The following is a 20,837-nucleotide window of genomic DNA, read 5'->3' on the forward strand; positions in this document are numbered from 1 at the left end:
CTGCTGGACCGCGTGCGCTTCCGCCCCATGACCCTGCCCGACCGCTTCATCGACCACAACACGCAGGCCGCGCAATACCATGAGGCCGGGCTGGATGCGCCCGCCATTGTCGCCACCGCGCTGTCCGCCCTTGGCGTGCCGCATTCGCGCCAGATGGCCTGACGCAACCACGAAAAAACAGGCACCCGCGCATGGCAAAACGTCGCGTCGATCAGATGCTGGTGGACCGGGGGATGGTGGAAAGCCGCACCCGTGCGCAGGCGCTCATCATGGCCGGCCTGGTCCACACGCCCGACCGGCGCATTGACAAGGCCGGGGAACAGATCGCCGAGGATACGCCCCTGACCCTGAAGGGACAGGACCACCCATGGGTATCACGCGGCGGGATCAAGCTGGCGCACGGGCTGGACCATTTCGGCCTGTCGCCCGCGGGCCTGACCTGCCTGGATGTTGGCGCGTCCACTGGCGGCTTTACCGATGTGCTGCTGCATGAAGGGGCGGCAAAGGTCTATGCCGTCGATGTCGGCCATGGGCAACTGGCATGGAAACTGCGCAGCAATACCGAACAGGTCGTCGTGCTGGAAAAATGCAATGCCCGCGCGCTGGATGCCACCATCATCCCCGATCCCATACAGGCGCTGGTCTGTGACGCCAGCTTCATCGGCCTGCGCACTGTCCTGCCCGCCGGGCTGGACCTGTGTGTGCCGGGCGCATGGGCCATCGCGCTGATAAAGCCGCAGTTCGAGGCCGGGCGCGACGCGGTGGGGGCCAAGGGCGTGGTGCGCGACCCGATGGTGCATGAAGCCGTGTGCGATATGATCCATGAATGGTGGTCGGGCCTGCCGGGCTGGACCGTGCTGGGCATCGACCCCAGCCCCATCACCGGGCCGGAAGGCAACCGGGAATTCCTGATCGCGGCCCGCAGGGACGGCTGATCGGCAGTCGCATCCCCGGCCCCGCCTGTGCTACACAGGCGAAAAAGGGCGGCCAGCAACGCCCATCCCCCTTAAATGACACGATGAACATAGGCAGCACCGGTATGTCCGCAGCCCCCGTAACCTCGCCTTCCCGGTCACGCGACGGGACGGCGGCCTCGCTTCTGAATGATGAGGAACGCACGCGCATCCGTGCGAAATCCGCGCAGTTCGCGCCCCCTGCCGCCGCCCTGCCCGATGGCAGGCGCGACCTTGTGGGCCTGTCGCGAGAGGAACTGACGGACATCATGGTGGAAATTGGCGAAAAGCCATTCCGCACCAAGCAGCTATGGCACTGGATCTACCATCAGGGCGCGACCGATTTCTCACGCATGAGTTCCATCGCCCGCCCGTTGCAGGAAAAGCTGGCCGAACGCTTCATTGTTGGCCGCCCCGGCGTGGTGACCGAACAGACATCGCAGGATTCCACGCGCAAATTCCTGTTCCGTTTCCGCGACGGGCAGGAAGCCGAGACCGTGTACATCCCCGACCGGCAGGAAGACCGAGGGGCCGTATGCATTTCATCGCAGGTGGGCTGCACGCTGTCCTGCACCTTCTGCCACACCGGCACGCAGGCGCTGGTGCGCAACCTTGGCGCCGCCGAGATCGTGGGCCAGTTCATGGCCGCGCGCGACAGCTATGGCGAATGGCCCAGCCCGAAGGGCGACACGCCGCGCCTGCTGTCCACCATCGTGCTGATGGGCATGGGCGAGCCGCTGTACAACTACGACAACGTGGCCAAGGCCATGCGCATCATCATGGATGGCGAGGGCATTGGCCTGTCGCGCCGGCGCATCACGCTGTCCACATCAGGCGTGGTGCCGATGATGGACCAGTGCGGGGCGGAGCTTGGCATCAACCTGGCCGTATCCCTGCACGCCGTGCGCGACGACCTGCGTGACGAGATCGTGCCGCTGAACCGCAAATACCCGATCAGGGAGGTCATTGCCGCCTGCCGCCGCTACCCCGCCGCCAGCAATGCCCGGCGCATCACGTTCGAATACATCATGCTGCGTGGCGTCAATGACAGCGAGGCTGATGCGCGTGAACTGGTGCGCCTGATTTCGGGCATTCCGGCCAAGGTCAACCTGATCCCGTTCAACCCGTGGCCGGGCAGCAGCTACCGGCCATCGACGCGCGAGCAACTGGAACGGTTTGCGAATATCGTGATGGATGCGGGCTTCGCCTCGCCCATCCGCATGCCGCGCGGGCGCGACATTCTTGCCGCCTGCGGCCAGTTGCGCACCGAAAGCCAGCGCCTGCGCCGCGCGGAGCGTACGGACACCGCGCCGGACCCGGCCGGGGCGTAAAAATCCGGCCTTATCTTCTGGTCGCCCGCGCCGTGGGATGCTAGGAGGACATGCCGCCGGTTCACCCGGCAAAATGTTGTCCAAAGTTTTCTCGACAGGAGCGTTCTCCCATGGCCGCCAGGGATGTCAAAAAGGTCGTTCTCGCCTATTCGGGCGGTCTTGATACTTCCGTGATTCTGCGCTGGTTGCAGACCACCTACAACTGCGAGGTCGTGACCTTTACGGCCGACCTTGGGCAGGGCGAGGAACTGGAACCCGCCCGCCGCAAGGCCGAAATGTTTGGCGTGAAGGAAATCTTTGTCGAGGACCTGCGCGAGACCTTCGTCAAGGACTTCGTCTTCCCCATGTTCCGCGCCAACGCGCTGTACGAGGGGCAGTACCTGCTGGGCACGTCCATCGCCCGCCCCCTGATCGCCCAGCGCCAGATCGAGATCGCCGAGCAGGTCGGCGCCGATGCCGTGGCCCATGGCGCGACCGGCAAGGGCAACGACCAGGTCCGTTTCGAACTGGCCTATTACGCGCTCAAGCCCGACATCACGGTCATCGCGCCGTGGCGTGAATGGGACCTGACATCGCGCACGCGCCTGCTGGCCTTTGCCGAGGAACACCAGATCCCCATCGCGAAGGACAAGCGCGGGGAAGCCCCGTTCTCGGTCGATGCGAACCTGCTACACTCATCATCCGAAGGCAAGCTGCTGGAAGATCCGGCGGTCGGGCCTGAGGAAATCGTGTTCCAGCGCACCATCTCGCCCGAAGCGGCCCCGGACAAGGCCACCGAAATCACCATCGATTTCGTATCGGGCGACCCGGTGGCGATCAATGGCGTGGCCATGTCGCCCGCAACGCTGCTGACGCGCCTGAACGAACTGGGCCGTGACAACGGCATCGGCCGTCTTGACCTGGTGGAAAACCGCTTTGTCGGCATGAAGTCGCGCGGCATTTACGAAACGCCGGGCGGCACGATCCTGCTGACCGCGCATCGCAGCATCGAAAGCATCACCCTTGACCGCGAGGCCATGCACCTCAAGGACAGCCTGATGCCGCGCTATGCCGAGATCATCTATAACGGGCTGTGGTTCTCGCCCGAGCGCCGCATGCTGCAGGCCCTGATCGACCAGAGCCAGCATTCGGTAACCGGCCGCGTGCGGCTGAAGCTGTACAAGGGCAATGTCATCTGCGTGGGCCGTGAAAGCCCCAACAGCCTGTATGACACCCGCGTCGTCACCTTTGAGGATGACGAGGGCGCATACAACCAGGCCGATGCGCAGGGCTTCATCAACCTGAACGCGCTGCGCCTGCGGCTGGGGGCCAAGATCGGCCGCCGTGGCGGCGCGCTGTAATCGCCCATCCGGTCTTTCGTGTTCATTCCAACAACCTGCCGAGGTGTCATGAAACGCTTTTCCCGTGTCATTCCCCTTCTCCTTGCCACAGCGGTGGTGCTGCCGCTTGCGGCATGCGGGGGGGCCAAGGATGACCAGCCGGAACTGACCCCGGCACAGTTCATGGACAACGTGCGCAAGCAGCCCGGCGTCAAGACCCTGCCGGACGGACTGGCCTACAAGGTCCTGAAATCCGGGCCGAAGGATGGTGCCCAGCCCACCATCAATGACAGCGTGATGGTCATATACGAAGGCCGCCTGCCCGATGGCGGCATTTTCGACAGTTCCGACCAGCACGGGCATGGCGCGTATATGCAGATGCCGCTGGAAATGGTCATCAAGGGCTGGCAGGAAGCCGTGCCCATGATGCATGTGGGCGATACATGGATGCTGTACGTGCCGCCCGAACTGGGTTACGGGCACAAATCCATGGGCATCATCCAGCCTGACAGCCCGCTGATCTTCAAGATACAGCTTCTGGGCGTCTCCCCCGGCGGCCATTAAGGCATACAGGGCCATTCCCCATCCGGGCGAATGGCCCTTTTTTCATGACATAACGGGACAGGAAACCGGACAACCGACATGGGTATTGGGACCGGGCGCATGGCGTCCGTACTGCGCGGGGGCTGCATGGCGGCCACCGTCGTGCTGCTGGCGGCCTGCACGCGCCATGGGCAGGAAGGATACGCGCGCTACCGCACCAATTGCGGCATCTGCCACCATGGCGGCGAAGGGATGAAGGGCGAGATCCCGCCCGTGACCGGGCGTGTGGACAGGATCGCGGCGACACCGGAAGGCAAGCAGTACCTGATGCATGTGCTGCTGAACGGGCTGAACGGCCCGCTGCAGATTGATGGCGTGCGCTACAACTTCTCCATGCCGCCGTTCCGCGCCCACCTGTCGGATGTGGAAATCGCCTCCATCCTCAGCTATCTGGCGACCCGTGGCGACACCCGCCCCGTCCCGGTCTTCACCCCCGGGGAAGTGGCCGCCGAACGCGCCCACCCGCTGACCACCACCATGGTGGCGGAAGAACGCCGCCGCCTTGACGCCATCCACCCCCTGCCCTGACATCCCGGCACCTTGACCTGCACGGGCAAAAAAACGGAAAATACCTTCATGCAACGCCTATTTTCCGGCATCCAGCCGACCGGTATCCCGCAGCTTGGCAATTACCTTGGTGCAATACGCAACTGGGTTGCGCTGCAGCGTGATCATGAATGTATCTTCTGCCTGGTGGACATGCACGCCATCACCACATGGCAGGACCCCGCCGTGCTGCGCCAGCAGACCCTGGCGCAGACGGCGGTCCTGCTGGCGTCGGGCATTGATGTGCAGAAACATATCCTGTTCAACCAGTCCGCCGTCAGCGCCCATGCGCGGCTGGGATGGATCTTCAACTGTGTCGCGCGTATCGGCTGGCTCAACCGCATGACGCAGTTCAAGGACAAGGCGGGCAAGGACCGCGAAAAGCATTCCGCCGGCCTGTATGTCTATCCCGACCTGATGGCCGCCGACATCATGGCCTACAAGGCCACGGTCGTGCCGGTGGGCGATGACCAGAAGCAGCACCTTGAACTGACCAACGACATTGCCCAGAAATTCAACCACGATTACGGGACCGAATTCTTCCCGCAGGTCGAGGCCCTGATCCCGCCGCAGGGCGCGCGCGTCATGAGCCTGCGTGACGGCACCAAGAAAATGTCCAAATCCGACCCCTCCGCCCAGAGCCGGATCGAGATGACGGATGACGCCGACGCCATCGCCAGCAAGATCAAGCGCGCCAAGACCGATTCCGAACCCCTGCCGTCCGAGGAATCCGGCCTTGAAAACCGGCCCGAGGCCCGCAACCTTGTCACCATCTACGCAACACTGTCCGGTCGCACGGTGGCCGACGTGCTGGCGCAGTTTGGCGGCCAGGGCTTCGGTCCGTTCAAGACGGCGCTGAGCGATGTGGTGGTGGCCGCGATCGACCCCATTGCAAAGGAAACCGGACGCCTGCTGAAGGAACCCGGCTTCCTGTGCGACACGCTGCGTGATGGCGCGAACCGGGCGCGCACCATTGCCGAACCCATCGTATCGGAAGCGGAATCCCTGATCGGCTTCCTGAAGTAAGCACGAAAGGCGGCGCCATGCGGCAGGAACTGCACAGCCTGCGGGTTGCAACCCGCGGCAAGGGGCTGGTCCCGATCGACCGGCCCGTGCTGGACTGGGTGGGGCAGAGCGGGATCGAGACCGGCCTGCTGACGCTGTGGTGCCGCCATACCTCCGCATCGCTGGTGGTGCAGGAAAATGCCGACCCTACGGTGCGCACGGATATCGAACGGTATCTTGAGGCCCTCGTGCCCGAACAGCCGGGGCGCTACATCCATGATGATGAAGGCCCGGATGACATGCCCGCCCACCTGCGCGCCATGCTGACCAATACCCAGCTTTCCATCCCCGTGGCGGATGGGCGACCCGTACTGGGCACATGGCAGGGCCTGTACCTGTTTGAACATCGCGCGCGCCCGCACCGGCGCGAAATCGTGCTGCACCTGATTGGCGACTGACCGGATACCGGCGATCGCGATATCCCTAGTGGCTGGCGCATATCGTCACGCACCGGCCCGCCAGGTCTGCTTTCCCCAAGATCACACCGCGTTCAGGATCGCGGCGTGATGGTCGATATGATCGGCGATGAATGACTGGATGAACCAGTAGGAATGGTCATAGCGCGGATGCAGGCGCAGGCGTAGACCCTGCCCCGCCGCACCGGCCGCCGCGGCCAGCAGTTCGGGCTTGAGCTGGTCATGCAGGAACTGGTCGGCCTCCCCCTGGTCCACCAGGATTTCGGTGGGGTGGGTATGCCCCGCTTCCAGCAGCAGCGTTGCATCATGCCGCGCCCATGTGGCGCGGTCGGGGCCGAGGTAAGTGGAAAATGCCTTCTCCCCCCACGGCACGATGGCGGGATGGCAGATCGGGGCGAACGCCGAGACCGATTTCCATGCCGCCGGCGCGCGCAATGCGTGGACCAGCGCGCCATGCCCGCCCATGGAATGCCCCATGATGCCACGCCGGGCACCATCAATGGCAAACACGTCCTGTGTCAGTTCGGGCAGTTCGTGGCTGACATAGGTGCCCATGCGGTAATGCGCGCGCCATGCGGGCGTGGTGGCGTCAAGGTAGAAGCCCGCCCCCGTGCCAAGGTCATAGGCGTCATCCTCCCCCGCGACCCCCGCCCCCCGTGGCGAGGTATCGGGCGCCACCAGCGCGATGCCGTGACGGGCCGCGAAACGCACGGCGTTGGACTTGATCAGGAAGGTATCCTGCGTGCAGGTCAGGCCGGCCAGCACATGGATGACGGGCACGCGCTCGCCCGCCAGCGCGCGTTCGGGCAGGAACACGCCAAAGCGCGCCTCAAGCCCAAGGCTTTCGGACGGATGGCTGTAAAAGCCGACCCGCCCGCCACAGCTTGCGTGTTCCTCAAGCGTCGTGATCGCGCCCATGGCTCAGAACTCGACAACCGTGCGGATGCTCTCGCCCTTCGCCATCATGTCGAAGCCTTCGTTGATACGCTCCAGCGGCAGCTTGTGGGTGATCAGGCTGTCGATGTCGATGCGGTTTTCCATGAACCAGTCCACGATGCGCGGCACGTCGGTGCGCCCGCGCGCGCCGCCAAAGGCCGAGCCGATCCACCGCCGCCCGGTGACAAGCTGGAACGGCCGCGTGCTGATTTCCTGCCCTGCGCCCGCGACGCCGATGATGGTGGAGACACCCCACCCGCGATGCGCGCATTCCAGCGCCTGACGCATGAGTGTGGGGTTGCCGACGCATTCAAAGGAATAGTCCACGCCGCCGCCGGTCAGTTCCACGATATGGCCGACCAGGTCGCCATTGGGGCCAAGGTCCCTGGGATTGATGAAATCGGTCATGCCGAATTTGCGGGCGATGGCCTCGCGCTCGGGGTTGATGTCGACGCCGATGATCCGTTCGGCCCCGACCATTTTCGCACCCTGAATGACATTCAGCCCGATCCCGCCCAGACCGAACACGGCAACCGTGCTGCCGGTCTCGACCTTGGCGGTGAACAGCACGGCCCCGATGCCGGTGGTCACGCCGCAGCCGATGTAGAACACCTTGTCAAACGGCGCGTCGGGCCGGATCCTGGCCAGCGCGATTTCGGGCAGCACGGTGTAGTTGGCGAAGGTGGAACAGCCCATGTAGTGATGGATCGGCTGGCCCTTGAATGAAAAGCGCGACGTGCCATCGGGCATCACGCCCTTGCCCTGCGTTGCGCGGATGGCCGTGCACAGGTTGGTCTTGCGCGACAGGCAGGACTTACATTCCCGGCATTCGGGGGTATAGAGCGGGATGACATGGTCGCCGGGCTTCAGGTGTTTCACACCCGCGCCGACCTCCACCACCACGCCGGCCCCTTCATGGCCAAGGATGGCGGGAAACAGCCCCTCCGGGTCCGCGCCGGACAGGGTGAACTTGTCGGTATGGCACAGGCCGGTGGCCTTGATCTCGACCAGCACCTCACCCGCGCGCGGGCCTTCAAGCTGCACGGTCTCGATTTCAAGTGGTTTGCCTGCCTCGAAGGCAACGGCTGCCCTTACGTCCATGAACCCGGTCTTTCCTTCAATGCGTGGGCGCCCGCGTGGGGGTGCCCTGATTTACGCAACGATTAAGGGCATCATCGGCGCTGGCGTCAATGTCATGCCGCCATGCGGGCGCTTACGATATTTTCAGTGACAAAACATGCCATCCGCCCATGCCCGGCCCCGCAACCCCCATCCAATGTGATAAATGGCGGGAGGGAGCCGGTAACGGGTCCGCGTATTTCCTCCAGATATGCCGGAATGCCTGCATGGTCGTTGATCGTAGAATTGGTTTGTGGATCCTGCTGCGCGAAAGCGTGCTGTCCCTGGTTTTCCTGTGCGCGTGGGACGTGGTGGTGGTGGTGATGTTCCAGATCTTCCACCAGGACTGGATGGAACAGCCCACCCTGCCCATATCGCTGATCGGTTCCGCGCTGGTGCTGTTCATGAGCTTCCGCAACAACACCGCCTACAACCGCTGGTGGGAAGGGCGCACCCTGTGGGGGGCGGTCACCAACAACAGCCGCTCCTTCGCGCGGCAGGCGGGCACGATCCTGCGCGGGTGCCCCGACCTTGCATGCGCCATGGCGGCCTATCCCTATGCCCTGCGGGGCGCGCTGGGGCGGCTGGACGCAACCGATGACATCATGCGCCTGCTGCCCGATTCCATGAAGGCGGGCATCGCGGGCAAGGTGAACGTCCCTGCCGCCATCCTGTTCGAAATCGGGCTGCGGGTGGATGCGGAATCACGCCGGCTGGGCATTGACGGCGCATTGCAGGGCCAGGTCGACCGCATCCTGTCGGACATGAGCAACGCGCAGGGCGGGCTGGAACGCATCCGCAACACGCCGCTGGCCATCCAGTTTTCGGTCCTGCCGAAGGTGGTGGCGGTGGTGTTCTGCATCATCCTGCCACTGTCCATGGTGCAGACGCTGGGCTGGATCACGCCGCTTGGGTCATCGCTGGTGGGGCTGCTGTTCGTGGCGCTGGACAAGATCGGGAACGACCTGCAGGACCCCTTCAGCGCGACGCCGCATGGCATGCCCATGCTGGCCATATCCCGCACGATCGAAATCGACCTGATGCAGTCCTGCGGCCTGCCCGCGCCGCCGCCGCTGACACCCGTGCGCGGCATACAGGCATGATGCGCCGCACCTGACGGGCGCGCCCTGACCGGGACCATCACGGCGGCGGCCAGAAACCCGGCGCGCTGCCGCATCCGTATGGAATGTCGCCCAAGCCGGAACCGTTATGAAGGGAGCAAGACAGAAGGCGGAATTTATGCTATATGGATGGCATGAGCATGTTCAGAACCACCCCGAAGGGCACTGTGACCGATGCAATGGCACGGACGGCCGCAGCCGCCACGGCGGCCGAGGCAAAGTCCAGCAAGGCCGTAAAAGATGAAGATCCGTTCCGCGAGGGCGACGCCATCGTCTATGCCGCGCATGGCGTTGGCCGCGTTGACCGGATCGGCGTTGACGAAATCGCCGGCACGAAGCTGGAAATGATCCAGATTTCCTTTCCCGGCAACCAGATGACGCTACGCATCCCGCTGTCCAAGGCGCGCAAGTCGGGCCTGCGCAAGATCGTATCAAGGGAAATCGTGGACAAGGCGATGGCCATCATCAAGGGCAAGCCGCATGTCAGCCGTGGCATGTGGGCGCGCCGCGCGGTCGCCTATCAGGAAAAGATCAATTCCGGCGACCTGGTGCAGATTGCCGAGGTGCTTCGTGACCTGCGCCGCAATGTGGACAGCCTTGACGGCAGCTTCAGCGAACGCAAGCTGTTCGAGGCGGCGCAGGAACGCTTCGTGGCCGAAGTCGCCGTGCTGGAAGGCAAGGAGCCGACCGAAGTCCTTGAAAAACTGACCGAGGTCATGAAGGCGGCCTGATCGCGCCCCACCTTTCCCCTGAACCCCCAACCCGATGCCGCCGGCCCCTGTGCCGGCGGTTCTGATATGGGGCGACTGATTCAGGGAATGAACGTTTTTGGTGAAGCTTCAAAAGACCGCCGCCTTTTGAAAAAGGCGGCGCCCAAAACCTTCGTTTTCATTTATCAACCGGCTGTCGGTCATTGGGCGTGCGGATGACAAACATGACAACGCACCCCGCGACCGCCGCCAGCATGGCCATGGCAAAGGGGCTGCGTGGTCCCGCCACGCCTGCCAGCACACCGGACAGCATCGCGCCAATGCCCGCCGCGATATCAAAGAACACATCAAACAGCCCGATGGCCGACCCCGCCGCGGCAGGGGGCACCTGCCGCAGCACCGGCAGCGCCAGCAGCGGATAGGTCAGCGAAAACCCAAGCCCGGCCAGGAAACTGCCTGCCGCCGCCCATGCCGGTCCCGGCGCAAGCCAGATCAGGGACAGGCCCAGCGCCTCCACCAGCATGATCGCCACCACCATCGGCCTGACATCGTCACGATCCACATGCCGGCTGCCGATCAGGCGGGCAATGACATGCCCCGCGCCAAACGCCCCCAGCGCCCATCCCCCGCCATGCCAGCCCCGCGCGGCATAGAAAATGACCAGAAAGGACGAAATCGCGGCAAACCCCACCGCCGACAGCCCCAGCGTCAGCCCCCATGCCCATGTATGCCCGATCAGGTCTTTCCACCGCATGCCGCCACCCGGCCCGCCCGCACGCGGCGGCGCGGGCAGCGCAAGGGTCAGCCCCATGCCCGCCACCGGCAGGGCGATGGCGACAAGGCACACGCGGGCAAAGCCGGCATGGGCCTCGATCACGTCACCCAGTGCGGTGCCAATGCCCAGCCCGGCAAAGATGGCCAGCCCGACCCATGACATCGCGGCCCCGGCCCGCGCGCTGCCCACCATGGTCACGGCCCATACACCGCCGCCGGTCACCATCAGCCCTTCGCCCAGCCCCATGGCCATGCGCCCCGCCACGATCATCGCCTGCTGCATGGCCGGTGACATGACGGGCACCAGCGCAAGGCTGTAGGCCAGCGCGGAACACGCCGTGCACAGCAGGCCGCACAGCAGCGTGCCCCGCCCGCCCAGCCGGTCCGCCATCCGCCCGGCCTGGGGCCGCGACAGCACGGTGGCGACGGACTGGATGCCCATGATCACGCCGATCATGGTGGTCCCGCACGCGAAACGCGACTGGAGTTCCAGCGGCAGGGCCGACAGCGCCACCCCCATCGCCAGCATGCCGCTGCCAATGGCCAGCATGACGGGCAGCAGGCCACCACGGGTCGTAACATGTGGATTCATACTGGGACCGTAATGCATTTACCCCGCACCGAACAGGCCGGCACGTATCTGGCGACGGCCTGAAAAGAGATGGCAGATAAATGGAAATGAAAGTTTCCGGCTGCCGTCCTTTTCAAAAAAGACTGCGTTTTCTGAAGCTTTTTTAAAAAAGCTTCACCAAAAACTTTCCTGCACTCAGTACTTGAACTGGTACAGCAGCCCGATGCTGCTGCCCGGATCGTTTTCGGGCGTGGTGAAACCGGTCACGTTACCACCCGTGCCGACCGTGGTGTTCAGCTTCAGCCGCCGGGTCAGGTCAACCTGCACCTGCGCCTGCGTGCCCGAACCCGATGTCGCCTGCTTGGCGCCCACATAGACGCGGCGCATGACGTATTTTCCCGCCTCGATCGAGCCGGTGTCATTGCTGCCCGACCCGTTGGATGAACTGCTCATCTGCAACCTGTCCAGATGCAGCGTCTTGCGCACCATGCCCAGCGGGTCAAAGGCGGAGCCGCCGCTCAGCGTCGCGACGGCGGCCGCGATCGACGCCATCTGCGTGGGCGACAGCGACTGCGTATCCGACCCGAACAGCAGGATGGCCAGGATCTGGTCCTGTGACAGCGGCGGTGTCGAGGAAAACGAGATTTTCGGCGCGCTGGCATACCCGCCCACATTCAGCCGGGCCGTGCCGTCATTCGTGCTGCGCTCGGCCACGAAATCCAGCGTGGGGTCGATTGCATGGGTCACCCCCACGCCGTTGAAGCCTACCTGTCCCTTGCTGAAGTCAAGCGAGATCCCCCCCAGCGAGAACCCGCCCTTGACCAGCGAGAACCCACCCGTCACCACCGGCGCCACAGTGGTACCCGCCGCATGGATCTTGCCGTGCATTTCCGTGTTCAGCCCGTGCCCGCGCACATAGAACTGCCCCGGCGAGCGCACGTCCAGGTTCAGCCCGATCACCAGCGGGGAGGCATGGACCACCTTTTCCTGCGTCGCCGCGTCCTCGGGGCGGATGACATCGAGATGCGCCACCGATGTCGGCAGTGAATCCGGAATGTTGACATCCACGCGCCGGAGCGTGATGCCCCCGCTCGCATCGATCCGGCTGGCAAGCAGGCCCTTTACCCCCAGATCCCCGTCAATGGTCGCGGTCACAAGGTCGCTGGCCAGCGGCCGGGCGTTGTCGGCATGGATATGCAGGTCGATCGGCTGGCCGGGTTCCAGCACACCGTAGCTGCCGGTGACGCCGATCGTACCCTTGCCCGCCTGCGCGCTCAGGTCGGCTATGACCAGCCGGTCCCCCATGGCGTTGACCGTGCCATGCACGGCCGACAGTTGTATGCCCTGCCCGTAATCATGGAACACGCCATTGGTCAGGCCCAGCGTGCCATTCAGGCGCGGCTGCTGCGGCGTGCCACGTACGCCCAGCGCGATCTGCAGCGCGCCCCCCGCCTGCATGCCCTGCGCGCCCAGATAGGCGTTGGCCACCGCAAGGTCCACGTTGCCATCGGCCTGCAGCGTGATCTGGCCCGCCCTGTTGACCGGGGCCGTGCCATGCAACCCCAGGTTGACCTGCGTGCCCGCGCGGACCTGCGCATCGACCCGCGCCATGCCCGCCGTCAGGTTGGCCGTGGCCTCCAGCGATGCAGGGGCAAGGGAGGACGTATAATCGGTATGGTATTTCAGGTCCTGCCCCTGCAGCGTCACCCGGCCGGAGGGATGGTCGAGTGTCCCGGTCAGCCGCGCTTCGGCCGATAGCGTCCCCTGCGCATGCAGCGTGGGGATGAAGGGGGCAAGCAGGTCGGGTGACAGGCGGCTGACCGCCGCATGCAGGTCCAGCGCCGGCTTTATCCTGCCGCTGACCTCCACGCTACCCGGCTGGCCCTGCGGCGGGGCAAGGCTGATCCGCAGGTGGTCGATCGCGGTTTCCCGGCCATAGGTCACGGTGGCCGGGGCATCCAGCCGGATGACCTCGCGCCGGGCCTGTGCTTCCAGCCGGCGCACGTTCACGGAATTTGCGGGAATGTTGGACACCACCGCCGCGTCAATGGTGGCAGGCCCCGTCCATGGCGTATCCAGCCCCGACTGCGCCACCACGCTCAGCGCGGTGAACGGTCCCTTGGCGGTGACATGCGCATGCCCCCCCATGTCGCGGAAATGCGCGTTATCCACCACAAGGTCGAGGTCGGTCACCGGCGCGTCGCCCGCCGGGTCCTGCACCCTGCCCTTCAGCACCAGCCGGTCCACGCGCGCCATGGCCGCACCCAGCGCGCTGTCCACGTTCACGCTCAGGGCGGCGGGGCTGTCCGCGGTCGCACTCGTGCTGTGCAGGCTGGCGGACAGGTGGCCGCTCATGTCCTGTCCCGCCAGATCACGCAGGTCAGCAAGCCGCGTCATGTGCAGCTCCAGCGTGCCCGACGGCACCACATGCCCCTTGGGCAGCGTCATGTCCGCAAGCCCCGTCAGGCTTTTCCAGTTCAGGTGCGAAAGCTGGAGGTGACGGCTTTCGTCGGCATTGCTGTCCAGGCGGGCGGTGACCTGTATGGGCGCGCGGTCCACCGTGCCGGATACGTCCAGCGCCCCTTCGCTGACCTGCGGCAGGTGCCGCATGGCCAGGGTGGCCTGCACATTGCCCGCCGCCGTGTTGCTGGCTGCCATGTCGGCCTGCCCCTTCAGGCTGGCCGCAAGGTCATTGACCGGACCCGTGGCATGCAGCTCGGCCTGCGCCTGCCCCTTCAGCGTGGGGGCCAGCACGTGCAGGTCCGACAGGGCCAGATGCGCCGTGGCGTCAACCTGTATCGGATCGCCCGTCACCAGCCGGGTGGGCGTCGCGTCAAGATGCAGGGTCCGCCCTTCCGCCAGCAGCGATGTGAAGGTGACCGTATTCCCTTTACCCGGCCCGCTGGCGATGGTGCCCGCGACATTCAGGTGCCCCCTGTCCCCGATCAGGCCCACCGCCACCGGCAGGCCACCATCCAGCACGACATGGCTGTCCAGCGCGAACGGCCCCGGCCGCCCGGCAGCGGGCAGCGTCACGCTGCCATCCATCCCGGCATGGCCACGCAGTTGCGTGCCCCCCGCCGCCGCCAGCGGGGCAAGGTCGGGCAGGTCGGCATGGAAGGCCATGGCCATGGGCCGGGCTGTCGTGACCCGTCCGGTCAGTTGCGCCAGCGGGTGCGACAGCGTCAGGTCCACCGGCCCCCCGGCCGCGTCGGGCCGCCACAGCACATCCAGCCGCAGCGGGTCGGATGCGAACAACGTGGGCAGGCTGCCCGGAATGCGCAGCCCGGTCACGGTTGTATGCAGGGCGGCATGCTCCTCCTGCCCGCCGGCCCGCGCGCCCAGCCCGTCGGCCACCATGTGCAGGGCGGCGAAACCGGCGTCGTTATAGGTCAGGCGGTCGATGTCCAGCGTGCCGTTGCCGGTGGGCCGGTCCACCGTGCCCCCCACATGGGCGGCAAGGCTCATGCCCTGCCAGCTCGCGCCGCTGATCGTTACCGGGTCGCTTTTGCCCGATACATCCAGCGCCATGCGGTGCGTGACCAGCCCGGCCTGGCCACCTGCCTGCAGGTGAATGCCCCCGGCCGTGGCCGTCAGGGCCAGGCGGGTGGCGTCACGCGGGCCGTGCAGGCCCAGCGACAGGTCCATGGGCGCCAGGGCGGGCAGGCCACTCAGGGTTGCGACGAACCCGCCCGCTTCCTCATGCGCGTGCAGGTCCAGCGCCACGCCGCCACGCTCCAGCCGCGTGGCCAGCGACAGCGCGCCGGGCTGGTCCAGCCGCTTCAGGTCCAGCGCGATATCGGCGGGCGGCAGGGTGGCTACGGAAAAATGGTCCAGCACCGGGGCGATGTCATCAAGGCTGGCATGGCCATCAAGGCTGAAGGATGCGGGCACGCGGGCAATGGCGGCGCCCACGTCAATCCGCGCCACATGCACCGCGCGGATGGCGACACCCATGTGGATGCTGCCTGACGTGTCCTTTTCCGGCTTTGGCGGATGGGCGGGATCATCCTCGCTCAGGCGCGGGATGGACAGGCGCGCCATGGACAGGTTGCTGATCACCGCGCGCCGCGTCAGCAGCCGCAGCGGCGACCAGTCCAGTTGCAGGTCGTCAATCGACAGCCACGCGCCTTTGTAATCATCCAGTTCCAGGTGCCGGACATGCAGCGCATCGGGAAAACGCCCCCCCAGCCCCGACAGGTGCACGCTGCCGCCGGTCAGCCCCGGCAGGCGCCGTTCGATTTCATGCTGGCCCGCGCCGGTATTGGCGACCACCAGCACCATGCCCAGCGCCACGGCCACCAGCCCCGCCGGAATGCCCACCGCAAGGGCGGTGGCGCGCAGGATGCGCCGGGCCGTGCCGCGCGGCGTGGGGGGGGTGGTCGTCTCAGGCATCAGAACGTTTCCCCCAGCCCCACGTACAGTTCCCACTTGTCGCCACGCGCGGGGCGGTTGAGCGGCACGGCCACATCCAGCCGCACCGGGCCGATGGGCGTGTAATAGCGCGCGCCCGCCCCCGCGCCCACCCGCACCGTGCCCTGGAACGGCGTCCGGTCCGCAGTGACCTGGCCTGCGTCGATAAAGCCCACCGCGCCGAATTTCTGCATGATGCGCTGGCGGTATTCAAACGATCCCGCATCCATGGACGTGCCGCCAATGGCGTAGCGCGTGTTGGCGAACTGCGGCCCCACGCCCTGATAGCGGAAGCCGCGCACCGTGGCGGAGCCACCGGCATACAGCCGCTGGTCGGGCGGGATGGCGAAGGTCGAGGCCCCTTCCACATTGCCGATGGTGCCGCGCCACGCCAGCACGCTGCGGCCGGGGCGCGACAGGCCCAGCGCCTTCAGGTCGAAATAGGTCGAGACCGTGGCCTGCATGATCGCGAAGAACGACGTGCCATCGGTCAGCGAGGCCGACGGCGTGATGCTGGCCCCCAGCCGCACCCCGTGGGTCGCGGGGGTGATGGGGTTGTCCACCCCCGTGCCGTCATAATTGGCCGAAAGCGGCAGGGACGCGATGAAATAGCTGTTGTTGGTGCGCATCTGCTGGATCTGTTCCTGCTCGATCTGCCCGCCAAAGGACACGTTCCAGCGGCGGTTGACGCGCCGGACGATGCCGATGCGCGCCAGCAGCGCGGTCTGCCGGTAGGAATAGAGTTCCTGCTTGATGCCTTCCAGGCGCGCGCTCATGTTCTGGTTGCGTGACCCGAAATCGGGCTTCAGCAGGTCGGCATAGAAATCATAGCCCAGCCCCTGCTCGGCCGAGCCGCCAAGCCCGGTGATCAGCGCCGTCAGCCGCAGGCGCTCGGCATTGCCGAACAGGTTGTTGTGCGTCCATGTCACGCCCGCGCGGCCACCAAGGTCGGTGGAATAGCCGCCTTCCGCCCCCACGCTGTGGCGCTTGCCCTCGCGGAACGCGAAATCAAGCGGCATGGAGCCATCGGGGGCAAGCGTGTCGCCATGGTTGACCTGCACGTCGGAAAACAGCCCGGTGGCGGCGATGTCCTGCCGGGCGCGTTCAATGCGCGATGGCTGGTACAGCTCCCCCGGCGCGATGGTCAGCCTGCGCGCGATATAGGCCGGATGCGTGCGCTGCAGCCCCGCGAAGTCGAACGCACCCAGATTGACCACCGGCCCGCGATGGACGGTATAGGCGATGTCGAGCGTATGCGTGTCGGGCCGCAGCCATGCCTGCGGCTTGCTGACGGTGGCCAGCGCGTACCCTTCTTCCGTCAGGGCGGTCTGGAGGGTGACGCCGGCGGACAGCACGCTTTCGGCCTGCGCGGGCATGCCGGGCTTCATGGCGAAGGCCTTCACCTCATCCGCGTTCAGCCTTACGGGCGGGTCGCCCCTGTCGGGGTTCAGCGTCACGACCCCGATACGGAACGGCACGCCGGGCCGGGCGCTGATGGTGACCTGCGCCCTGTGCCCCTCCGGTATGGACTGCATCCATTCGGGCAGGTCGGGATCACGCCCGTCATGGCTGCCCGCCACGGGCGCGCCGGACTTGCCGCCGCCATCGGTCACGGTAATGGTGATGCCGCCCGCGTAAAAGCCGAAGCTTTCCAGCGCGCTGATCAGGCGGGAATAATCGTTATGGATGCGCCCCGTCAGCGCGAAGGGACTGACGGCCTGCGTCTTCTGCAGCGACAGCAGGTCCGATGACGCCCGCAGCGCGTCATCCAGGTCGGCATTGCCGGTCGGGCGCAGGGTGGTGGTGTAGGCCTGCGGGTCAGCCGCCACGGCGGCAGGCCCCCACACCCCGAATACTGTCATGGCCGCAAGCAGGCTTACATGACCGGCACTGCGCCAGGCACGCGCATGAAGGCCGCGTGCCAGACGGGAATGACGCAATCCTGTCAAACGGTGCCGCCCCTGTTCCTGTCCTGCGTGTGTTCAGTTTCCCACTGTGTGATAACTGCCATTCCCGGCATGCATGATCAAACCGATATTAACGTCACCGCCTTAATAAGTTCCAAATATGTCATATAGGTGCCCAAAAGGCGCGGGTCATGTTGCAAACTGTCTCCACCCTCCCAATCCTTTCTTGACATACCCCCGATTCCGGCGGGCATGATCGGTACGGGCAGGAAGGGGTTGCCGCGCCCGGCACCCCGCCATGATGCGGACCGGGAGCGTTGATGGGCAGACCATTTGTTCCTTGGCTTATTATCGACGGCAAGGCACTTGACCGCGCGCGGCTGTACACCGATGTGTTGCGCCCGTTATGCGGGCACCCGCCCGCGATGATGCCCGAGGATACCTGACCCGTGAACAGCCTGTCTCCCCCTTCCGGTGTGGCCCAGCCGCAATCCAGCACATCATCCGCGACAAGGGGGCTTCATGTCATAACATGGGGCTGCCAGATGAACGTGTATGACAGCGAGCGGATGTCGGACGTGCTGCGCCCGCTGGGCTATCGCGCCGTGGGCACGCCGGATGACGCGGACATGATCATCCTCAACACCTGCCATATCCGCGACCGCGCGGCGGAAAAGGTGTTTTCCGAACTCGGCCGCCTGCGCAAGGTCAAGGAAGCCCGCGCCGAACGGGGCGCAGGCACGGTGCTGGCCGTGGCGGGCTGTGTCGCGCAGGCCGAAGGCGGCGAGATCCTGGCGCGCGCGCCGTATGTCGATATCGTGCTGGGGCCGCAGACCTATCACCGCCTGCCCGAAATGGTCGCGCGCGCGGCGCGCGCCGCCGGCGCGGTGATCGAGACGGACTTCCCCGTCGAGCAGAAATTCGACTTCCTGCCCGCCGACCGCGCGGCCCCGGCAGGCGGGGCTGCCTTCCTGACCATCCAGGAAGGGTGCGACAAGTTCTGTTCCTTCTGCGTCGTGCCCTATACGCGCGGGGCCGAAAGCAGCCGCCCGGCGCAGGCCGTGATCGCGGAAGCGCGGCGACTGGCGGCCGCCGGCGTGCGCGAGATCACCCTGCTGGGCCAGAACGTCAACGCCTATCATGGCGACGGCCCGGACGGGCGCACATGGGGGCTGGCGCGCCTGGCGCGCGTACTGGCCGATGAGGTGGGGATCGAGCGCATCCGCTACACCACGTCGCACCCGCGCGACATGGAGGATGACCTGATCGCCGCCCATCGCGACCTGCCGCAGCTCATGCCGTTCCTGCACCTGCCGGTGCAGTCCGGGTCCGACCGGGTGCTGGCGGCCATGAACCGGGGGCACACGGCCGATGAATACCGCGCGCTGGTGGGCCGCCTGCGCGACGCGCGGCCCGACCTTGCGCTGTCATCCGACTTCATCGTGGGCCACCCCGGCGAGACGGATGCCGACTTTGCCGACACGATGCGCCTGATCGGCGATATCGGCTTCGCGCAGGCCTATTCCTTCAAATACTCGTCGCGCCCCGGCACGCCCGCCGCAGGGGCCGCCATGCACGTGGCCGAGGACGTGAAGGATGCCCGCCTGCAGGAACTTCAGGCCATGCTGCGCGTACAGCAGGATGCATTCAACGATGCGACGGTGGGCCTGACCACCCCCGTCCTGTTTACCGGGCGCGGGCGCAAGCCGGGGCAGGTCTCGGGGAAAAGCCCGTGGCTGCAGGCCGTGAACGTGGACGGGCCGGACAGCCTGATCGGGCGCATCGCCAACGTGGATATCCGCCATCGCTACACCAACTCGCTCGGCGGTGTCCTGACAGAGGAGACAGACAGGGCTTGAGAGAACAGACACAATCCACGCTCCACGCCCCCCGTCGCGGTGGCGGGCGGCGTCCTCCCCCCCATGGAACGGCTGCGGCGAATGACCGCACCGTAACCCTGCAGTTTGAGGATAACGCGCTTCTGGCGCAGCTTGTGGGGGATCACGACCGTCATCTCCTGCATCTTGAACGTGGATTTGATGTCCGGCTGGCCTGCCGTGGCAACCGCATCGCCATTACGGGCACGGCCGCGCGGGTGGACCTGGCCCAGGGCACGCTGACCGAACTGTACCGCCGCGCCCGCGCGGGGCAGGTTGTCGATACCGCAACCGTGGATACCGCCATCCGCATCGCGGCCCATGCCCTGTCCGCCCCATCCGCCGCAACAACGGATATGCCCGCCATGACCAATGCCAGCACCCCCGTTGCCCCTGCCCGCCCCTCGCTTGCGGACCTGCCCACCATCATGACCCGCCGTGGCCCCATCGCCCCGCGTTCCGTGGGACAGGGGCAGTACATGGACATGCTGGCGCGGCAGGAAATGGTGTTCGGCCTTGGCCCCGCCGGCACGGGCAAGACCTACCTTGCCGTGGCGCAGGCGGTGGCCATGCTGCAGGCGGGACAGGTGGACCGGATCGTGCTGTCGCGGCCCGCGGTCGAGGCGGGCGAACGGCTGGGCTTCCTGCCCGGTGACCTGAAGGAAAAGATCGATCCCTACCTGCGCCCGCTCTATGATGCGCTGCATGACATGATGCCGGGCGACCAGGTGATCCGGCGCATGGGCACGGGCGAGATCGAGGTGGCGCCGCTGGCGTTCATGCGCGGGCGGACGCTGGCGCATTGCTTTGTGATCCTGGACGAGGCGCAGAATACGACCCCCGCCCAGATGAAGATGTTCCTGACCCGCATGGGGGAAGGCACGCGCATGGTCATTACCGGCGACCTGAGCCAGGTTGACCTGCCGCGTGGCGTGACATCCGGCCTGCGGGAGGCGGTCGAGACACTCGACGGCCTGCCCGGGATCGGCATGATGCGATTTGAATCGCGTGACGTGGTGCGCCACCCGCTGGTGGCGCGTATAGTGGAGGCATACGACCAGCGCGCCGGGGCCAGCAGCCGCCCCCACCGCGCCCGGTCGCAGCAGGAGAACGATGAAACCTCGAAGTAGCACAGGCCCCGCCCATTCCGGCGGGGTCGCGGATGCAGCGGGACGG

The 20,837-nt window shown here is 66.0% G+C and carries 17 protein-coding genes; 12 read left to right on the plus strand and 5 right to left on the minus strand.

Features of this window, described 5'->3' with window-relative positions:
- Positions 1-191 precede the first annotated feature (191 nt).
- The 7 genes from CFR76_RS13350 to CFR76_RS13380 all read left to right on the plus strand — a co-directional run bounded on the left by CFR76_RS13350 (position 192) and on the right by CFR76_RS13380 (position 6,215).
- Entirely contained in the window at positions 192-935 is a 744-nt protein-coding gene (locus tag CFR76_RS13350) for a TlyA family RNA methyltransferase (RefSeq protein WP_110557474.1), read from the plus strand.
- Between the two features lie 104 nt (positions 936-1,039).
- Positions 1,040-2,284, plus strand: coding sequence for a 23S rRNA (adenine(2503)-C(2))-methyltransferase RlmN (gene rlmN, locus CFR76_RS13355; RefSeq protein WP_110557498.1), 1,245 nt, complete (start codon positions 1,040-1,042; stop codon positions 2,282-2,284).
- A gap of 110 nt (positions 2,285-2,394) precedes the next feature.
- Entirely contained in the window at positions 2,395-3,624 is a 1,230-nt protein-coding gene (locus CFR76_RS13360; protein WP_007400432.1) for an argininosuccinate synthase, read from the plus strand.
- A gap of 48 nt (positions 3,625-3,672) precedes the next feature.
- On the plus strand, positions 3,673-4,167 hold the full coding sequence (locus tag CFR76_RS13365) for an FKBP-type peptidyl-prolyl cis-trans isomerase (protein ID WP_110557475.1): 495 nt from the start codon (positions 3,673-3,675) through the stop codon (positions 4,165-4,167).
- A gap of 78 nt (positions 4,168-4,245) precedes the next feature.
- Positions 4,246-4,734 carry a c-type cytochrome gene (locus CFR76_RS13370; RefSeq protein ID WP_110557476.1) on the plus strand — a complete coding sequence of 163 codons (489 nt, stop codon included), beginning with the start codon at positions 4,246-4,248 and terminating at the stop codon, positions 4,732-4,734.
- A 48-nt stretch (positions 4,735-4,782) separates the two neighbouring features.
- Positions 4,783-5,778, plus strand: a complete 996-nt coding sequence (gene trpS / locus CFR76_RS13375; RefSeq protein WP_110557499.1) for a tryptophan--tRNA ligase — start codon at positions 4,783-4,785, stop codon at positions 5,776-5,778.
- A gap of 17 nt (positions 5,779-5,795) precedes the next feature.
- Positions 5,796-6,215 (plus strand): secondary thiamine-phosphate synthase enzyme YjbQ, encoded by a 420-nt coding sequence (locus tag CFR76_RS13380; RefSeq protein WP_110557477.1) that lies wholly within the window; start codon positions 5,796-5,798, stop codon positions 6,213-6,215.
- Between the two features lie 81 nt (positions 6,216-6,296).
- On the opposite strand, the gene fghA is transcribed toward CFR76_RS13380, so the two are convergent.
- Positions 6,297-7,151: an S-formylglutathione hydrolase gene (gene fghA, locus CFR76_RS13385; protein ID WP_110557478.1), complete on the minus strand. Its 855-nt coding sequence runs from the start codon at positions 7,149-7,151 to the stop codon at positions 6,297-6,299.
- Positions 7,152-7,154: 3 nt separating this feature from the next.
- A complete protein-coding gene (locus CFR76_RS13390) occupies positions 7,155-8,270 on the minus strand; it encodes an S-(hydroxymethyl)glutathione dehydrogenase/class III alcohol dehydrogenase (protein WP_110557479.1) in 1,116 nt (371 codons plus the stop codon).
- Positions 8,271-8,515: 245 nt separating this feature from the next.
- Between CFR76_RS13390 and CFR76_RS13395 the strand changes: the two genes are divergently transcribed.
- Positions 8,516-9,391, plus strand: a complete 876-nt coding sequence (locus CFR76_RS13395; RefSeq protein WP_167402146.1) for a bestrophin family protein — start codon at positions 8,516-8,518, stop codon at positions 9,389-9,391.
- A 152-nt stretch (positions 9,392-9,543) separates the two neighbouring features.
- Positions 9,544-10,140, plus strand: coding sequence for a CarD family transcriptional regulator (locus CFR76_RS13400; protein WP_025438692.1), 597 nt, complete (start codon positions 9,544-9,546; stop codon positions 10,138-10,140).
- Positions 10,141-10,297: 157 nt separating this feature from the next.
- Here the strand turns inward: CFR76_RS13400 and CFR76_RS13405 are convergent, their stop codons facing one another.
- The 3 genes from CFR76_RS13405 to CFR76_RS13415 form a co-directional block, all read right to left on the minus strand.
- A complete protein-coding gene (locus CFR76_RS13405) occupies positions 10,298-11,485 on the minus strand; it encodes an MFS transporter (protein ID WP_244191946.1) in 1,188 nt (395 codons plus the stop codon).
- 174 nt (positions 11,486-11,659) lie between these two features.
- Positions 11,660-15,859, minus strand: a complete 4,200-nt coding sequence (locus tag CFR76_RS13410; protein ID WP_110557482.1) for a translocation/assembly module TamB domain-containing protein — start codon at positions 15,857-15,859, stop codon at positions 11,660-11,662.
- On the minus strand, positions 15,859-17,817 hold the full coding sequence (locus CFR76_RS13415) for an autotransporter assembly complex protein TamA (RefSeq protein ID WP_110557483.1): 1,959 nt from the start codon (positions 17,815-17,817) through the stop codon (positions 15,859-15,861). The genes CFR76_RS13410 and CFR76_RS13415 overlap by 1 nt, the downstream gene beginning before the upstream one ends.
- 287 nt (positions 17,818-18,104) lie before the next feature.
- Here CFR76_RS13415 and CFR76_RS18730 point away from each other — a divergent pair, with 287 nt between their 5' ends.
- Genes CFR76_RS18730 through CFR76_RS13425 form a run of 3 tightly spaced genes read left to right on the plus strand, consistent with a single transcriptional unit; the run spans position 18,105 to position 20,791 of the window.
- Positions 18,105-18,230: a hypothetical protein gene (locus CFR76_RS18730; RefSeq protein WP_264986356.1), complete on the plus strand. Its 126-nt coding sequence runs from the start codon at positions 18,105-18,107 to the stop codon at positions 18,228-18,230.
- A gap of 3 nt (positions 18,231-18,233) precedes the next feature.
- Positions 18,234-19,643: a tRNA (N6-isopentenyl adenosine(37)-C2)-methylthiotransferase MiaB gene (gene miaB / locus CFR76_RS13420; RefSeq protein ID WP_110557484.1), complete on the plus strand. Its 1,410-nt coding sequence runs from the start codon at positions 18,234-18,236 to the stop codon at positions 19,641-19,643.
- On the plus strand, positions 19,640-20,791 hold the full coding sequence (locus CFR76_RS13425; RefSeq protein ID WP_244191947.1) for a PhoH family protein: 1,152 nt from the start codon (positions 19,640-19,642) through the stop codon (positions 20,789-20,791). The genes miaB and CFR76_RS13425 overlap by 4 nt, the downstream gene beginning before the upstream one ends.
- Positions 20,792-20,837: the final 46 nt, after the last annotated feature.

Origin of the sequence: Komagataeibacter swingsii (assembly GCF_003207895.1) — a bacterium.
Taxonomy (GTDB): Bacteria; Pseudomonadota; Alphaproteobacteria; order Acetobacterales; family Acetobacteraceae; genus Komagataeibacter; species Komagataeibacter swingsii.

Excerpts from the sequence above, each read along its gene's own strand:
- CFR76_RS13370 (WP_110557476.1), top strand. The coding sequence starts at position 4,246 with ATGGGTATTGGGACCGGGCGCATGGCGTCCGTACTGCGCGGGGGCTGC.
- CFR76_RS13390 (WP_110557479.1), bottom strand. The coding sequence starts at position 8,270 with ATGGACGTAAGGGCAGCCGTTGCCTTCGAGGCAGGCAAACCACTTGAA.
- CFR76_RS18730 (WP_264986356.1), top strand. The coding sequence starts at position 18,105 with ATGGGCAGACCATTTGTTCCTTGGCTTATTATCGACGGCAAGGCACTT.
- CFR76_RS13365 (WP_110557475.1), top strand. The coding sequence starts at position 3,673 with ATGAAACGCTTTTCCCGTGTCATTCCCCTTCTCCTTGCCACAGCGGTG.
- CFR76_RS13350 (WP_110557474.1), top strand. The coding sequence starts at position 192 with ATGGCAAAACGTCGCGTCGATCAGATGCTGGTGGACCGGGGGATGGTG.
- CFR76_RS13360 (WP_007400432.1), top strand. The coding sequence starts at position 2,395 with ATGGCCGCCAGGGATGTCAAAAAGGTCGTTCTCGCCTATTCGGGCGGT.
- CFR76_RS13380 (WP_110557477.1), top strand. The coding sequence starts at position 5,796 with ATGCGGCAGGAACTGCACAGCCTGCGGGTTGCAACCCGCGGCAAGGGG.
- rlmN (WP_110557498.1), top strand. The coding sequence starts at position 1,040 with ATGTCCGCAGCCCCCGTAACCTCGCCTTCCCGGTCACGCGACGGGACG.
- fghA (WP_110557478.1), bottom strand. The coding sequence starts at position 7,151 with ATGGGCGCGATCACGACGCTTGAGGAACACGCAAGCTGTGGCGGGCGG.
- trpS (WP_110557499.1), top strand. The coding sequence starts at position 4,783 with ATGCAACGCCTATTTTCCGGCATCCAGCCGACCGGTATCCCGCAGCTT.
- CFR76_RS13410 (WP_110557482.1), bottom strand. The coding sequence starts at position 15,859 with ATGCCTGAGACGACCACCCCCCCCACGCCGCGCGGCACGGCCCGGCGC.
- CFR76_RS13395 (WP_167402146.1), top strand. The coding sequence starts at position 8,516 with ATGGTCGTTGATCGTAGAATTGGTTTGTGGATCCTGCTGCGCGAAAGC.
- CFR76_RS13400 (WP_025438692.1), top strand. The coding sequence starts at position 9,544 with ATGAGCATGTTCAGAACCACCCCGAAGGGCACTGTGACCGATGCAATG.
- CFR76_RS13405 (WP_244191946.1), bottom strand. The coding sequence starts at position 11,485 with ATGAATCCACATGTTACGACCCGTGGTGGCCTGCTGCCCGTCATGCTG.